General features: G+C 68.7%; 10 protein-coding genes. 3 read left to right on the top strand and 7 right to left on the bottom strand.

All coding sequences use genetic code 11. The features are described from left to right. Position 1: 1 nt before the first annotated feature. Complete coding sequence (locus tag DKG75_RS10915) at positions 2–295, bottom strand: YciI family protein (protein WP_109921155.1); 294 nt, start codon at positions 293–295, stop codon at positions 2–4. A gap of 174 nt (positions 296–469) precedes the next feature. Here DKG75_RS10915 and DKG75_RS10910 point away from each other — a divergent pair, with 174 nt between their 5' ends. Next, positions 470–1,090 (top strand): TetR/AcrR family transcriptional regulator, encoded by a 621-nt coding sequence (locus DKG75_RS10910; RefSeq protein WP_109921154.1) that lies wholly within the window; start codon positions 470–472, stop codon positions 1,088–1,090. A gap of 35 nt (positions 1,091–1,125) precedes the next feature. Here DKG75_RS10910 and metH read toward each other — a convergent pair whose 3' ends face one another. Genes metH through DKG75_RS10895 form a run of 3 tightly spaced genes read right to left on the bottom strand, consistent with a single transcriptional unit; the run spans position 1,126 to position 6,444 of the window. Continuing rightward, positions 1,126–4,617 carry a methionine synthase gene (gene metH, locus DKG75_RS10905; RefSeq protein ID WP_109921153.1) on the bottom strand — a complete coding sequence of 1,164 codons (3,492 nt, stop codon included), beginning with the start codon at positions 4,615–4,617 and terminating at the stop codon, positions 1,126–1,128. 10 nt (positions 4,618–4,627) lie between these two features. Next, positions 4,628–5,494, bottom strand: a complete 867-nt coding sequence (metF, locus tag DKG75_RS10900; RefSeq protein ID WP_109921152.1) for a methylenetetrahydrofolate reductase — start codon at positions 5,492–5,494, stop codon at positions 4,628–4,630. Continuing rightward, the gene (locus tag DKG75_RS10895) at positions 5,491–6,444 is read right to left on the bottom strand and encodes an ArsR/SmtB family transcription factor (RefSeq protein ID WP_109921151.1); all 954 of its coding nucleotides are present in this window, start codon (positions 6,442–6,444) and stop codon (positions 5,491–5,493) included. The genes metF and DKG75_RS10895 overlap by 4 nt, the downstream gene beginning before the upstream one ends. A gap of 272 nt (positions 6,445–6,716) precedes the next feature. Between DKG75_RS10895 and DKG75_RS10890 the strand changes: the two genes are divergently transcribed. Together DKG75_RS10890 and DKG75_RS10885 are read left to right on the top strand one after the other, a co-directional pair. Continuing rightward, positions 6,717–7,544, top strand: a complete 828-nt coding sequence (locus DKG75_RS10890) for an MlaA family lipoprotein (protein WP_109921150.1) — start codon at positions 6,717–6,719, stop codon at positions 7,542–7,544. Positions 7,545–7,615: 71 nt separating this feature from the next. Then, positions 7,616–8,212 (top strand): MlaC/ttg2D family ABC transporter substrate-binding protein, encoded by a 597-nt coding sequence (locus DKG75_RS10885; RefSeq protein WP_109921149.1) that lies wholly within the window; start codon positions 7,616–7,618, stop codon positions 8,210–8,212. A gap of 15 nt (positions 8,213–8,227) precedes the next feature. Here DKG75_RS10885 and DKG75_RS10880 read toward each other — a convergent pair whose 3' ends face one another. From DKG75_RS10880 to DKG75_RS10870, 3 genes are all read right to left on the bottom strand, one after another. Next, the gene (locus DKG75_RS10880; RefSeq protein WP_109921148.1) at positions 8,228–9,103 is read right to left on the bottom strand and encodes an SDR family oxidoreductase; all 876 of its coding nucleotides are present in this window, start codon (positions 9,101–9,103) and stop codon (positions 8,228–8,230) included. Beyond that, the gene (locus DKG75_RS10875) at positions 9,100–10,899 is read right to left on the bottom strand and encodes an acyclic terpene utilization AtuA family protein (protein WP_109921147.1); all 1,800 of its coding nucleotides are present in this window, start codon (positions 10,897–10,899) and stop codon (positions 9,100–9,102) included. Before DKG75_RS10875 ends, DKG75_RS10880 begins: the two co-directional genes overlap by 4 nt. A gap of 141 nt (positions 10,900–11,040) precedes the next feature. Beyond that, positions 11,041–16,230, bottom strand: coding sequence for an alpha-2-macroglobulin family protein (locus tag DKG75_RS10870; RefSeq protein WP_109921146.1), 5,190 nt, complete (start codon positions 16,228–16,230; stop codon positions 11,041–11,043). Between the last annotated feature and the right edge of the window lie 166 nt (positions 16,231–16,396).

Raw genomic sequence — 16,396 nt, 5'->3', positions numbered from 1 at the left:
CTCACGCCTCCGCCGGCTGGCCGACGACCCAGCGCCAGGGCTTGATGTCGACGGCGGAAAACAGGCCGGCCAGGGCGTAGGGGTCGGTCGCCAGGAATTCCCGCGCCTCGGTGATGTCCGCCGCCTCGACCACCAGCAGGCTGCCGGTCATCGCCTGGCCGTCGCCGGACAGGAAGGGGCCGGCGATCTTCATGCGCCCGCCCGCCGCCTTCAGCCATTCGAGATGGGCCGGGCGGTTGGCCTGGCGGATCGGCATGCCTTCGGCGATGTCGGTACAAATCACGGCATACAGCATGGGTGCTATTCCCTGAGAGAGGCATCGGGGCCGAAAGATGACACCATATTTGAAAGCAGGCTTGGAAAATTCTCATGCTGCTTTGCAACATGCGGATTTTACTTGCAAATTTGACTTTTGAAGCGTGAACGTTATGTTGAGCGTTCAGGATTCAGCCGAAAAACAGTCCCCGGGATGAAGCGTCACGAAGAAATCAAGCAAGCCATCATCGCCGCAGCCATGGACCGGCTGTCGCGCTATGGCTATGGCAAAACGACGATGGCGGAACTGGCCGGCGATTGCAAAATGTCGGCCGGCAACCTCTATCGCTATTTCATGTCGAAACTCGACATCGCCGAGGAGATCGCGCGGCAGAGCTTCATCCGCACGGCCGAGCGCCTGCGCGAAGTGGTGCGCCGGCCCAATATCCCGGCGATCGAGCGGCTGCGCAGCTTCCTGCTCGAACAGATGCAAATGACCTTCCAGGAATTGGAAAAGGACCAGCACTGGATCGAGATGGCGGAAATCGTCGCTCGCGAGCGGCCCCATGTGGCCAACGAGGGGCTGGCCCGGGTGCGGTCGCTGATCGCGGAAATCCTGGCCATGGGCAATGCCACCGGCGAATTCGACATCGAGGACGTGAATTTCACCGCCGAGATGATCCAGTCCGCCACCTTCAAGTTCCGCTATCCGCAGCTGTTCTCAGGTCTTGCCCTGGACAAGCTGGAACGGGAGGCGGCGGGCGTCATCGACCTGCTGATCGACGGCCTGCGCCGCCGTCCCACCGCCCTCGCGAAACCGGCCGACGCCGCCTGACCGCCCCGCCCCCGTGAAGGGGACGGGGGACCCCCTCAGACCGAGAAATATTTCGCCTGCGGGTGATGCAGGACGATGGCGCTGGTCGATTGCTCGGGGTGGAGCTGGTCCTCGTCCGCCATCTCGATGCCGATGCGTTCCGCCCGCAGCAGGTCGAGCAGCTTCCGCTGGTCGGCGAGGTTGGGGCAGGCGGGATAGCCGAAGGAATAGCGGCTGCCGCGATAGCCCTGCTTCAGCATCCGGTCGATGTCGCGGTCGTCCTCATGGCTGAAGCCAAGCTCGCCGCGGATCTTCTTGTGGACATATTCCGCCAGCGCCTCGGCCATTTCGACCGACAGGCCGTGCAGGTAGAGATAATCCTGGTAGCGGTTTTCGGCGAACCATTGGCGCGCGATCTCGGACGCCTGCTGGCCGATGGTGACGACCTGAAGCCCGATCACGTCGCGCTCGCCGCTGGAGACGTCGCGGAAGAAGTCGGCGATGCAGAGGCCGCCCTCCTTCGCCTGGCGGGGGAAGGCGAAGCGGCCGACTTCCCGCTCGCCGCCCTCGTCGAACAGGATGACGTCGTTGCCCTCCGCCGCCGCCTTCCAGTAACCGTAGACGGCCTGGGGCTTCAAAATGCCCTCGCGCTGGCATTGCTCGACCAGGCGGCTCATGATCGGGCGGATCTCCTGCGCCGCATAGGCCTTGTAATCGTCGAGCGAGCGGCCCGCCTTCTCGAAGCCCCATTGGAACTGGTAGAGCATGGTCTCGTTCAGATAGGGGACGAGGGCTTTCAGCGGCACGTCCTCGATCACCTGCGGACCCCAGAAGGGCGGCACGGGCACGGTGACGCCGCGGGCCAGTTCGCCCCGGCGCAGGCGGCTTTCCGCGTAATCGATCGGGCGGGTGATCGCGGCTTCCGAGGGCGTGCCCAGCTTCTTCTGGTTGGATGGCCGGCCGGCGCGCTTGGCCTGGATCTGTTCCAGGTGGATGTCGAAATTGTCGTTCACCACCCGTGCCATCAGGTCGAGGCCGTCGAAGGCGTCGCGGGCATAGGCCACCCGGCCCGAGGCATAGGCGCGGACGCAGTCCTCCTCGACATATTTCCGGGTCAGGGCGGCACCGCCCAGGAACACCGGCACGTCCAGGCCGAGGCGGGTCATTTCCTCCAGGTTCTCGCGCATGATCACGGTGGATTTCACCAGCAGGCCGGACATGCCGACGGCATCGGCCTTTTCCTTCTGCGCCGCTTCGATGATCGCGGTCACCGGCTGCTTGATGCCGAGGTTGACCACGCGATAGCCGTTGTTGGTGAGGATGATGTCGACCAGATTCTTGCCGATGTCGTGGACGTCGCCCTTCACGGTGGCGAGCACGATGGTGCCCTTCTCCTGGCCTTCCTGCTTTTCCATGAAGGGTTCGAGATAGGCGACGGCGGTCTTCATGGTCTCGGCCGATTGCAGCACGAAGGGCAGCTGCATCTTGCCGGAGCCGAAGAGTTCGCCCACCACCTTCATGCCGTCCAGCAGGAAGTTGTTGATGATGTCGAGGGGCGGGTGCTTCTGCATCGCCTCGTCGAGGTCCTGCTCGATGCCCTGGCGGTCGCCGTCGACGATGCGCTGGGTCAGGCGTTCTTCCGGCGTCTCGGCGCGGACCTTCTTTACCGCGGCCGCACCCTTGCGGTCGGCGAAGAGGGCGATGAAGGCTTGCAGGGGATCGTAACCCTCGGCGCGGCGGTCGAAGATCAGGTCTTCCGCGATCTTCACTTCCTCGGCCGGGATCTTGTGCAGCGGCATGATCTTCGACAGATGCACGATGGCGCCGGTCAGCCCGCGCCGCACGGCATGGTCGAGATAGACCGAATTGAGGACATGGCGCGCGGCGGCATTGAGGCCGAAGGAAATATTGGACAGGCCGAGGATGATCTGCACCTCGGGCATTTCCTGCGCGATCTGCTCGATCGCGTCCAGGGTCTCGACGCCCAGCTTGCGGTCGTCCTCGTTGCCGGTGCAGATGGTGAAGGTGAGGGGGTCGAACATCAGGTCCGAGGCCGGCAGCCCGTGCCCGTTCACCGCGAAATCGTAGAGCCGGCGGGCGACGCGCAGCTTGTCCGCCGCCGTCTTGGCCATGCCCGCTTCCTCGATGGTCAGGGCCACCATGGCCGCGCCGAATTTCTTGGCCAGGCGGAGGCGCATCGCCGCCGGTTCCTCGCCGTCCTCGAAGTTGATCGAATTGATGATCGGCTTGCCGCCGTAAAGTTTCATCGCCGCTTCGAGGACCGGATATTCGGTCGAATCGATGACCAGGGGGGCGTTCACGCTGCCGCGCATGCGCGAGACCACTGCGGTCATGTCGGCAACCTCGTCGCGCCCGACATAGGCGGTGCAGATGTCGAGGGTGTGGCTGCCCTCCTTCACCTGTTCGCGGCCCATGGCCACGCATCTGTCCCAGTCGTTGGCGGCCTGGGCGTCGCGGAACGCCTTGGAGCCATTGGCATTGCAGCGCTCGCCGATCGAGAGATAGGCGTTTTCCTGGCGCAGCGGCACCTGGGCGTAGAGCGAGGCGACGGACGGCACCCAGTGGAAGCTGCGGGCCTTGGGCGCGGGGCGGACCTTGCCGCCCTCGATCTCGCGCAGCATGGCGTCGAGGGCGCCGATGTGGCGGGGGTTGGTGCCGCAGCAGCCGCCGATGATGTTGACCCCGTCCTCGAGCACGAAGCGGCGCACCCAGCGCTGCATCTCTTCCGGGGACAGGGGGTAGAAGGTCTTGCCGTCGCGCAGTTCCGGCAGGCCGGCGTTCGGCTGCACGGCAATCCGCCCCGGCCAGTTCTCCGACAGGAATTTGACGTGTTCCGCCATCTCCTGCGGCCCGGTGGCGCAGTTGAGGCCGATGATCGGCACGTCGAGCGCATGGATCACGGTGGCGGCGGCGCCGATGTCGGGCCCGACCAGCAGGGTGCCGGTGGTTTCCACCGTCACCTGGACCATGATCGGCGTCGCCGTGCCGAGCTTGGCCCGGGCCAGTTTCACGCCGTTGACCGCGGCCTTGATCTGCAACGTGTCCTGGCAGGTTTCGATCAGGACGGCGTCGACGCCGCCGGCGATCAGCCCTTCCGCCTGCACGGCCAAGGCCGCTTCAAGGGGATCGTAGGGGATATGGCCGAGCGACGGTAGGCGGGTGCCCGGGCCGATGGAACCGACCACGAACCGCTGCCGGCCATCATGGGCGAATTCCCCGATCGCCTCGCGCGCCAGGATGGCGGCGGCCTTGTTCAGCTCGAAGGCTTCGTCCTGGAGGTCGAATTCGGCCAGCGTGATGGGCGAGCCGCCGAAGGAATTGGTCTGCACCATGTCCGAGCCGGCGGCGAGGTAATTGCGGTGGATCTCGCGCACCACGTCGGGGCGGGTGCGGTTCAGCACTTCGGTGCAATTCTCGCGGCCATCGAAATCGCGGGCGATGTCGAGGTTCATCGCCTGCACCAGGCTGCCGGTGCCGCCGTCGCAGAGAAGGATGCGGTCGTTCAGGGCATCGAGGAACGTGCTCATGATGAAGTCCTCAGGCGCCGGCGCGCAGGCCGAGCAGGTGGCACAGGGCGAAGCAGAGATCGGCCCGGTTCAGCGTATAGAAGTGGAAATCCGCGATGCCGGCGGCGGCCAGCCCGCGCACCTGTTCGGCGGCGACGGCGACGGCGACCAGTTTCCGGGTTTCCGGGTCGTCGTCCAAGCCGTCGAAATGGCGGGCCATGGCGGCCGGGATGGTTGCCCCGGTGGCGGCGGCGAATTTCGCGATCTGCCGGAAGTTCGAGACCGGGATGATGCCGGGCAGGACGGGCACGGTGATGCCCGCCGCCAGGACGCGGTCGAGAAAGCGGAAATAGACGTCGTTGTCGAAGAAGAACTGGGTGATGGCGCGGGTGGCGCCGGCATCGATCTTCCGCTTCAGATTGTCGAGGTCGGCGCCCGGGCCGGCCGCGTCCGGATGCACTTCCGGATAGGCGGCGACCGAGATTTCGAAATCGGCGATCCGCTTCAGCCCGGCGACCAGGTCGACGGCATAGTCGTAGCCGCCGGGATGGGGCTGGTAGGGCGCGCCGGGCACTTGCGAATCGCCGCGCAGCGCGACGATGTGGCGGACCCCGGCCTGCCAGTAGTCGCGCGCGACCGCATCGACCTCGTCCCGCGTGGCGGCGACGCAGGTGAGATGGGCGGCGGGCTTCAGGCGGGTTTCCTCGACCAGGCGCTTCACCGTCGCATGGGTGCGTTCGCGGGTGGAACCGCCGGCGCCATAGGTGACCGAGACGAAGCCGGGGTTCAGCGGCTCCAGCCGGCGCACGGTCCGCCACAGGGCGTCCTCCATCTCCGGGGTCTTCGGCGGGAAGAACTCGAAGGAGACGTTCAGGGGACCGAGGGGATCGAGGGTCATGACGAAGGCCCGTCCGTGAGATGCCCGGCATGGCCGCCAAGCCAGATGCCGATGGAGAGAAAGGCGCCGGTCAGGGTGCCGGCCAGTTGAATGTCGAGCTGCGCATGCCGGCCCCAGGCCGCCACCTCGCGCGGGGCAAAGCCCAGGCGGCGGTGGGCGTGCTGGTCACGCAATTCCTCGCGGTCGTGGGGCAGGAAATCGATCACGGCGATGCGCCCCTTCGGCGCCAGCACGCGGGCGGCCTCGGCGATCGCCGCCTGGGGATCGGCGGCGAAATGCAGCACCTGGTGGAATAGCACGAGATCGGCGACGCCGCCGTCGAGCGCCATCGAATGAAGGTCGCCCTGGCGCACCTGGCAATGCTGCAACCCGGCCGCTTCCAGCCGGGCGCGGGCCAGCGCCAGCATCTCATGCGAGAGATCGATGCCGAGGCCGCGCTGCGCCCGGGGGCCGAAGAGTTCCAGCATGCGCCCGGTGCCGGTGCCGACATCGAGCAGGAAATCGATGCGCCCGGGCCCGATCAGGCGGTCCAGGGCCGCTTCGACTTCGTGCTCCGCCACATGCAGGGCACGGATTTCGTCCCATTGCGCGGCATTGGCGGCGAAATAGGCCGAGGCCGCCTCGGTCCGGGCCTTGAGCACGCTGTCCAGCCGGCCGAGGTCGCGCTGGCGCACGGCATCGGCCGAATCGGCCAGGGGCAGCAGGCGTTCCGCCAGCCGGGCGCCCACCCCCTCCGCCGCCAGGCGGTGGAATACCCAGGCGCCCTCGCGGAAACGGTCGATCAGGCCGGCCTCCGCCATCAGCTTCAGGTGCCGGGACAGGCGCGGCTGGCTCTGGCCCAGGACCTGGGTCAATTCGGTCACCGTCAGTTCCGCCCGGGCCAGCAGGACCAGGATGCGCAGCCGGGTCGGCTCCGCAGCACCTTTCAGGGCGGTCAGCAAGTCGGTCATCGGCGGTCGCCGTCGGGAAGGCGCGCGGGGCGCCGGGATCGGGTTTTCATCCAAACATATAAATATATCTTTATATGTTAAATCAACCCCGTTCCGGGGGGTGCCCAAAGGGGGGTGATCCGTCAAGATTGTTGCCACAATGAAACGGACGGCGCCCCTTGACGCAGTCTGGCTCAATTTCGCCTTTAATCGGTGGAGAGCCCTATGTTAACCAACCATTTCGAGGGTGAAACTCGGCCCGGTGCCGAGTCTGAGGTGGCGGAGGGGAAGTCGTGGCAAAATCGGACGAAAGCGGTCGACAGATCGTGGTGGCGAAGCCGGCCCGGCCGCGCTTCGGGCGCCTGGTCGCCGTGAGTGTCGCCTTTCTGCTGCTGACCGGCCTGGTGTCCGCCTGCGCGACCCGCCCGCCGGCGGACGATCCCGAGGCGATCGCCGAATTCAAGCGGCGGAACGACCCGATCGAGCCGCTGAACCGCTATTTCTTCGAGGTCAACCGCTTCGCCGACTATATGCTGCTGAAGCCGGTGGCCACGATCTATCGCAGCATCACGCCCGATTTCTTCCAGGCCGGGGTGCGCAACTTCCTGAACAACCTGCGCAGCCCGATCATCCTGGCCAACGACCTCCTCCAGGGCGACCTGGACCGGGCGCGGATCACCGCGGCCCGCTTCGTCACCAATACGGTGGCGGGCGGCCTTGGCGTCTACGATTATGCCAGCCGCATCGGCTATCCCCGCCATGACGAGGATTTCGGCCAGACCCTGGCGGTCTGGGGCCTGGACGAGGGGCCCTATCTGGTGCTGCCGCTGCTCGGGCCGCGGCCGCCGCGCGACCTGTTCGGCTATGGCGTCGACATGGCCTTCGATCCGCTGACCTATGTCTATTACGCCAACGACCTCGACGAGATGGCGCTTGGCCTTGCCGCCGCCGACATCATCGATGCGCGGGCCCGCGGGATCGAGAACCTGGACGAGATCGAGGCGTCGTCGATCGATTTCTACGCCACGATCCGCAATCTCTACCGGCAGCGCCGCGATGCTGCCATCAACAACCGGGACGATGGCCAGGCCGACACGTCGCTGGCGGCGCCGATCCCCTGACCGGAGCCGATCGATCGGAACTGGCAGGGCGCTTGGCCGTTTCTAAGAGCAGTCACCGTGAAAGGTTCGCAATGACCAACCGCCGCCACTTTCTGATCGGGACCGGCGCCCTGGGCATTCTCCTGTCCGGCCGTCCCGGCTTCGCCGCCGATGCCGCCACGGCCTTCATCGACGACCTGGGCGGCCGGGCCATCGCCGTGCTGGCGGACAAGGCCCTGGCCGAAGCCGAGCGCGAGGCGAAGTTCCGCGAGATCTTCCTTGCCGCCTTCGACGTGCCGGCGATCGGCCAGTTCGTGCTCGGCCGCTATCGCCGCAGCGCGACGCCGGCACAGATCGAGGAATTCAACCGCCTCTATACCGAAGACGTGGTGCGGACCTATTCGCGCCGCCTGTCGCAATATGCCGGCGAACAGCTGCGCACCCTGGGCAGCCAGCCGCAGGACGATGAGACCGTGGTGCGCAGCCAGATCGTCAGCCCCAAGGGCGGCCAGCCGGTCTCGGTCGACTGGCGCCTGACCGGCGCCGCCGGCGGCTTCAAGATCGTCGACGTCGTCATCGAGAACCTGTCGATGCGCAGCGCCCAGCGCGAGGATTACGGCAGCGTGATCAGCGGCGGCGGCATGGACGCCCTGCTCGCCGGCCTGCGCAAGAAGAACCAGGCCGGCTGATCCCGCCCGGCGCCCCTACCGCCCCGGGAAGGGCGAGGCTTGGGGCGTGGTGTACCAGTCGGGGCGGGGGATGGTCCATTGGTCGCCCCAGATCTGGTTGCCGCCGTCGACATGGACCACTTCGCCGGTGATGAAATTGCCCCCCGGGCCGGCCAGATGGACCGCCAGTTCGGCGACGTCGAGGGCGGTGCCGAAGCGGCGCATCAGGTTGGTGTTCGGCATGTCGGCGCGGGCCTCGTCGGGATAGACGTTCATGCCTTCGGTGGCGATGATGCCCGGCGCGATGCAGTTCACGCGGATGCCCAGCGGCGCCCATTCGATGGCGACAGTCTTCGACAGGGCGATGACGCCGGCGCGCGCCGCGCAGGTATGGGCCACCCCCGGCATGCCGCGCCCGACCACGGCGACGATGTTGACGATGGCACCGGGCCGGCCCTGGTCGCGCCACTGGCGGGCGGCGGCCTGCATCATGTGCCAGGTGCCGGCCAGATTGGTGTCGATCACCGCGTTGAAGCCCTTGGGGCTGAAATCGATCGCCGCCTGGGGGAACTGGCCGCCGGCATTGTTCACCAGGATGTCGATGCCGCCGAAACGGTCGCGCGCCGCCAGGTAGAGGGCGGCCACCGCATCCGGATCGCGGATCGACAGGGGGTGGGCCAGGACCTCGGCCCCGGCCCGGGCGAGCAATTGCGCCGTCGCCTCCAGCTTTTCCGGCTTCCGGCCGCAGACGACGAGGCGGGCGCCCAGCCGGCCCAGGGTCACCGCGATCGCCTTGCCGATGCCGGTGCCGGCGCCCGAGACCAGCGCCACCCGGCCGGCGAGAAGATCGCCGCGATGGGACAGCGGCAGGGACAGGAGTTCGTCGTCGCTGTAACCGAAACGTTCCATCATGCGGCCTCCCCGGCCAGCAGCCCGGCCGGCACGGGCACGGGCATGTCCATCAGCATCTGGGCCAGGGCCTTGCCCTGGGGGTCGATCCGGATCGAGGCGACGCCGCCGCCGCCGAGCGCATCGTGCAGCAGGAAATTCAGGGCATCGAAGCCCGGCAGGTCGAAACGCTCCACCCGCGTCACGCCCAGATGGGCGAACCACGCCTTGACCGCCGCCGGCGTCAGCGCCGCGCGGATATGGGGCAGATAGGCGGGCTTGCGGGCGGCGACGCCGATATTGGCGATATTGCCCTTGTCGCCCGAGCGCCCGACCGCCAGCCGGATCAGGGCCACGGCGGTGGTCGCCGCCTCGGCCGGATCGGGGACGGCCGGCACCTCCGCCGGGGCGGGGGCGGGGGGCGGCACCGGGTTGCCGACCGTGAAGACCTGGTCGCCCAGGGTCACGGTCGCCGGCACATTCGACGCCGGCCAGAGGAAGGAGAAGGTGCGGAACACCGGCTGCACCCCCGGCCGCCCGGCATAGAGGCCGGTCAGGCCCTGGGCCATGGCGGTCGCGGCTGGCACGATCTCGCGCGCCAGCACCTCCAGCGTGTCGGCGGCGGCGGCGCGGGCACCCAGCTTCAGCACCACTTCGCGGCTGGCGCGGGCGGCGGCGCTGCCGTGGGGGCCATAGGTCGCCTCGCTGCCCAGCACTTCGATCGAGGTTTCGGCAAAGGGCGGCAGGCCGCGTTCGGCGGCAAGGCGGGCGGCCCGGGCCAGGATGGCGGCGCCGGTCCGTTCCGCCTTGGCCACCGCCTCGCGCCCGGCGATGGTGACGGCGCCGATCACCCGATAGCCGTCGGCGACGGTGGCGCTGACCTTCAGGAGGCCGGTGGCGGGGCGGCCGCGGGCGCCGCTGACCCGCACCCGGTCCGGCCCCGCCGCCTCCAGGCGGACGGCACGGAAATCGCAGGCGACGTCGGGCAGCAGATAGGCGGCGGGATCGCCGATCTCGTAAAGAAGCTGTTCGGCGACGGCGAGCGGCACGACATGGCCGCCGGTGCCCGCCGGCTTGGTCAGGACGAAACTGCCGTCCGCGGCGACCTCGACGATGGGGAAGCCCATGTCGTCCCAGCCCGGGACATGATCCCAATCGGTGAAGATGCCGCCGGTGCCCTGCACGCCGCATTCGATCAGGTGGCCGGCGAGGCTGCCTTGGGCGAGCCGGTCCCAATCCTGCCAGTCCCAGCCGAAGTGATGGACCAGGGGCCCGAGGGTGACCGCGGAATCGACGCAGCGCCCGGTGATCACCACTTCCGCCCCGGCGTCCAGGGCGGCGGCGATGGCCCGCGCGCCGATATAGGCATTGGCGGTGACCAGCTTGTCCGGCAGGGCGGTGCCGGCGAACATGTCCCGGACCCTGGCCGCGCGGATCTCCGCCTCCGCCGGCTTCAGGTCGTCGCCGGTGACGGTCGCGATCTTCAGCTCGATGCCCGCGGCCCTGGCGCGGGCGGCCAGGGCCGCGGCGCAGGCGGCCGGGTTCATGCCGCCGCCGTTGGAGACGACGCGGATGCCCCGGGCCTTGATCGCGGCCAGATGGGGGACCAGCGCCTCGACGAAATCGGGGACGAAGCCCGCCTCCGGCTTCTTCGCCTTGACCCGCGCCAGCAGCGACAGGGTGATTTCCGCCAGCCAGTCGAACACCAGCACGTCGATCGCGCCGTGACGGACCAATTGCCCCGTGCCGTCGAGCGAATCGCCCCAGAAGCCGGACGCGCAACCGATGCGCAGGCTGCCGCTGTCCCTTGCCGTCGCCACGCTCTCCTCCTTTGATGAATTTCATTCATTTTGAGCGACGATAGCGAAGCCGCCCGCCGGGGGCAAGAGGGGGCGCGGCGGGACAAAGAAAAGGGGCGGCCCCGAAGGACCGCCCCGATCAAGACGACGCCGGCTGCGGGATCAGCGCACCGGCACCACGGTGACCGTGCCCATGGCGGCGCGGGCGCGGTATTCCGGCTGATACATATCCTCGACCGCGACCCCCGGCACCCGGTAGGTGCCGGGGGTGACCGCGCGGACGAGATAGGCGGCGGCGAAGGGGCCGGCGCCGGAGGTGTCGAAGGCGGCGACATAGCGGTCGTCCAGCGCTTCGGTATAGGCGGTGTCGGTCAGCTCCGGCAGCCAGTCCAGTTCCCCGGCGTCCGAGGCATTGGCGAGGCGCGGGTTCTCGACCTCGAAGCCGGCGGGCAGGAGGTCGATCACCATCAGCTGGTTGTCGCGATCCTGGGTGGTGCGGCCGACGACGACGGCGACCATCATGGTGCCCTGGGGCACCGCCTTCAGGTCGACCGGCTTGCCGTCGAGGGTGAAGAAGCGCCGCTCCACCTCCATGCCGTTGCCGTTGGCGGGCTGGTCCTTGGTCGGCACGCCGATCACCGTGCCGGTGTACCAGACCGAGCCTTCGCCCGCGTTTTCGAGCCGGATGCTGCCCGCGACCTCGGTCGTGCTCGGCCGGATCGAATAGGTCGTGCTGCGCGGCGGCACCGACTGGCCGGCGACGTTGACGCTCATCTTGTTGTCGCCGTCGGCCAGCGCCCGGGCGGCCATCAGCAGCCAGGCGCTTTCCTGGGTCGACAGCCAGCGCTTGCCGGCGACCATGTCGGCGACCTTGGCCGCCAGACCCTCGGCATCGATGCCGGGGACCTTGCTTTCCGCGGCCAGGGTGACGATGGCGGCGAGGTCGCGCACCGCGCTGCCGTAGTCGCGGCGGGCATTGCGCCGGTCCTGGGCGGCCAGGGCCCGGTCGAAGGCTTGTTGCGCCCGCGTCGTGTCGCCCAGCAGGGCCAGGGCGGCGCCGACCTGGGCCATGGCCAGCGGCGTCGGCAGGTCGAGGCCGACCGCATCGTGCAGATAGCGGGTGGCCCCCAGTTCGCCGGCCCCGGCGGCGGCCAGAACATAAAGCGCATAGGCGCGCGAGGCGAGCGCGTCCGGCCCGTCGTCGCGGCGGTTCTCGCCGTGCTGCTTCAGCCAGGCGAGGCCGCGGCGATAGGCGAAGTCCGGCACCTGCACGTCCTGGGCCCGTGCCCTGGTCAGGAAGTCCATCACATAGGCGGTGAGCCAGGGCTCGGTATTGCCGAAATAGCTCCACAGGCCGAAGCTGCCGTCGCTGCGCTGCATTTCCAGCAGCCGGCCGATCGCCTTGGCCACCCGGGCGCTCATGTCCGGCTCGTCCGGCTGTTCCCACAATTTGGCGACCTCGGCGACATAGAGCAGGGGCAGGGCCCGGCTCGTGGTCTGTTCGAGGCAGCCGTAGGGGTAGCGGTCGAGGCCGCGCAGCAGGCCGGCGACATCGACATTCGGCCGCGGGCTGAGGCTGAGCAGGAATTCGGCCGTGCCCGGGACATAGGGATCGAGCGCCTTCTGGCCGACGGTCAGGCCTTCCTTCGGCTTCAGCTGGCGGATCAGGCGGTCGATGTTGGGCAGCTGCGGGGCGCGGGTGCCGACGCCGACCGTGCGCTCGAAGCGGAAGCCGTCCGGCCCCTCGACGGTGAGCGCAAGGCGGGCAAGGCCGGCCGAGACCGCCTTGATCGGCACGGTGACGGTCCTGGTGTCGCCGACGGCCAGCTCGACCGGGCCGGGCTTGGCGCCGGCGACCAGCTCGACCACCGCATCGCCCGCGACCGAAACCTTGTAGGTCCCGGCCGCGGCCGCGACATTGCTGAGGGTGACGGTCAGGCGGCTGGTGTCGCCGACCGCGAGGAAGCGCGCGGTCGAGGACAGGACGACCAGGGGATCGCGCACGATCAGGCCCTTGTCGGCGCTGCCGACCTGGCGCCCGTTCCAGGCGACGGCCATCAGGCGCAGGCGGCCGTTGTAGTCCGGCACGTCGAAGCTGACGCTGCCCTTGCCCTTGTCGTCCAGGGTGACGATGCCGCTGTAGAGCGAGACCAGCTTGATGTCCGAAGGCGGCGCGCCGCGCCGGCCGAGGGCATCGCCATCGCCACCCTCGCGCAGCACCCCCGGCTTGCCCAGCTTGCCGTTCAGCAGCTTGCCATAGGCGTCGCGGACGTCGAGGCCCAGGCGGCGCTTGCCGAACAGGCGGGCCAGGGGATCGGGCGTCGCATAGTCGGTCAGTTGCAGGATGCCCTCGTCGACCGCGGCGACGGTGACATAGGTGGGCGCGCCGCCGGCGATCCCCGTCACCTCGACGGGAATGGTGACCTTCCGGCGCGGTTCCACCGTGTCGGGCCCGGCGAAGGCGACCTGAAGGCGCCGGCTGGCCGGATCGACGCCCAGCCAGGCGAGGCCGATGGCCCGGCCCGGGCCGCGCGCCGCATCCTGGTCGCCCGGCCGGAAGGCGGTGGCAAGGACATAGGCGCCCGGCCCCCAGCTTTCCGCGACCGGGATCTCGACTGCGGTGCCCTCGGCCGGGACGGTGACGTTGCGGGTTTCCAGCACCTTGTCGGTGGCGATGGTTAGCAGCACTTCGCCGGCGAAGGGCGCCTGGATGTGCAGGCGGGCGGTCTCGCCGGGGGCGTATTGCTCCTTGTCGGCGGTCACCGTCATCGTGTCCGGGGTATCGCCCAGGGAGGGCGAGACATACCAGCCGGCGGTGAAGCGGGTCGAACTGGCGGCGCCCGATTCCGCCTCGGTCACTTCCAGGCGATAGCGGCCGTAGTCGACCTTGGGCACCTCCAGCCGGCCGGGCCCGGCGGCGGCGAGGTCCAGGGTGCCGGAGGACAGCACGCGGTCGCGCACCACCACCTCATAGGCCCAGGCGCCGTTCCGGTAGTACCACTGGTAATTCCATTTCTCCTGGATCAGGGTCCAGCGCACGCCTTTGGCCGCGCGCGGCTTGCCCTGCTGGTCGAGGGCGACGAGGTCGAAGGCCGGGACCGCCTGTTCCTCGACCCGGGCGCCCTCGAAGCCGGGCTTCACGCCGAGCCAGAGCGAGCCGCTGCGCACCGGCAGTTCCAGCCGGCGCGAGACCGGCCGGCCGCTGGTCTCGAAGACGTCGGCGCGGATCATGGCGACCAGTGGCAGCGCCGTATCCGGCAATTCGCCGAGGGCGAGGTCGAAGGTGACCTTGCCCTTCTCGTCCGTGGTCTGGTCGTCGAGATTCAGGCGCTGCTGGGTGAAGCTCTCGTCGATCAGGCCGAAGCGATAGTCCTTGTAGTCGGGGAAGGGCGTGGCCGCGGCGCCGATCACCACCTGGACCGAGGCGCGCAGATCCGAGGCCGGGGTGCCGAAGAGATATTTCGCCTCGACGGTCAGGGGCACGCTCTGGCCCGGCTGGATCGACGGGCTGCCGGTCTGGGCGCTGGTCTCGATCCGGGCGGGCACCACGTCCTCGACCAGGACGGTCAGGGTGCCGATCGGCTCGCGCGCCGGGTCCGTGTGCCAGCCAAGCGTCCAGTTGCCGGTGCGGGCGCCGGCGCCGATCGCCCAGGCGACGTCATAGGCGCCGGCGGCGGCCGGCTTCAGCGGGCGGCGCTCGACCTCGACGCCGTCGGGGCGGCGGATGGTCAGGGTCAGGGGCAGGTTGTCGACCGCATTGCCGGCATCGTCGCGCAGCAGGGCGGTGACATGGGCGGTCTCGCCCGGGCGGTAGACGCCGCGCTCGGCATAGGCGAAGACGTCGAGCGGGCCGGGCTGGCTGCGGCCGGAAACGCCGCGGTCCGACAGGTCGAAGGCCGGCCCGGTCAGTTCGAGGAAGGTGAAATCGCCGCCGCCCGCGAAGGCCATGACGGCGGCCGGCTCGCGCCCGCCCTCGGCCCGGATCAGGCCGGGATCGAAGCGCAGGCGGCCCTGGTCGTCGGTCTTCAGGCGGGCCAGTTCGTCGTTGTTGCGGGCATAGAGGCCGATCTCGACCCCGGCCAGGGGCTTGCCGGTCGACAGGGCGCGGGCGATCACGGTCAGCCCGTCGTTGCCGGTGAAGGTGGTGAGGCCGACATCGGTGACCACCACCCATTGGGTGGCGAGATCGTCCCAGGTTTCCTGCTCGCCGGTGGTCAGGCCGGCGGTCAGGACATAGAGGCCGGGGGCGGCGGTCCTGCGCATCTGTTCGATGTCGATGGCGGTGACCACGCGCTCGTTCAGGCGGTTCTCGATCAGCACCTCGCCCTGCCAGACCCGTTCGCCGATATTGTTGGCGATGTCGTCGGCCGAATATTGGTTGAGCGTATAGAGCAGGTTGCCGTTGCCGATATTGGGCAGGATGTTGCGGTCGTTGACGCGGTAGAGGGCGAGGCGGGCCTTGTCGACATTGACCGACTGCAGGGGAATGCCGGTGGCGCCGACCTTGGGCAGGATATAGGCGCCCTGGGTGAAGCCCAGGCTTTCCGGCCGGTTGCCGATGGCGACGGTGCCCGATTCGATCCGCTCGAACTTGGCCCCGGCGGCGGACGGCAGGCCCTTGGCCACCGTCACCTCGTAGGACTGGCCGAAGCGGGCCCCCTCGACGCAGAGGAGATTGCCCTTGGCGACGAAGGCGGCGTCGAACCTGGGCGCGACTTCGATGTAATCCTCGAAGCGGGTGGTGGCCAGCAGGTCGCCGTAGAATTCGAGGCAGATCGCCGGCACGTCCGAATCGGTGCGGGCATAGGCATTGGTCACGCGGAAGCGGGTCGCCTCCTCGAGGGCGGCGACGCGGTCGGCGACGGCGGGGGTGTTCTTGATGGTGGCGGCCAGGCGATAGGCCTTGAGGGCGGTTTCCGCATCGCCCGAGCGTTCGATCGACGTGCCGAGGATATCGAGGGCGGCGATCTTCTGGTCCGGGGTGGCGGCCCGTTCGTAGGCGCGCCAGGCGGCGCCCGAGGCGCGCCAGTAATTGCTGCCCTTCAGCTGGACGTCGGCAAGGGCGTACCAGGTGGCATGGTCGTCGGCGCCATAGGCGATCGCGCTTTCGTAGAGGCTGGCGGCCTGCCACCAGCGGCGGCGCTCGGTCTCGACCTTGGCGGCATCGATCGCCTTCTTGGCGTCGGCGGCATTCTTCACCGCCTTGTCGTTGTCGCGGGCGATATCGTCCTGGTAGGACTGGGCCTGGGAGCGGTAGCTGTCCAGCTCCGCCGCGCGGGCGGTGCCGGCCGCCGCCGTCACCATCATGAAGACGAACAGAAGCTGCCGGAGTGCCGAAGCGACACGGTTCATGATTCGATCCCCCCTCGAAATCCGGGCGATCCTACACCAGGACCTGACGAATGCCGACGATCTTGGGACGCGTCGGGCCGGGCCGGTGTGATCCGGATCACAGTTCAGGCGGCGAGGATGAACCTCGCCGCGCGCGACCGGAAGGCCAAAAAAACGATACCCCCGC

It is taken from the genome of Zavarzinia compransoris, assembly GCF_003173055.1.
Classification (GTDB): Bacteria; Pseudomonadota; Alphaproteobacteria; order Zavarziniales; family Zavarziniaceae; genus Zavarzinia; species Zavarzinia compransoris.
The sequence above is the reverse complement of the archived record's forward strand: the minus strand, read 5'-3'. Positions and strand labels throughout refer to the sequence as shown.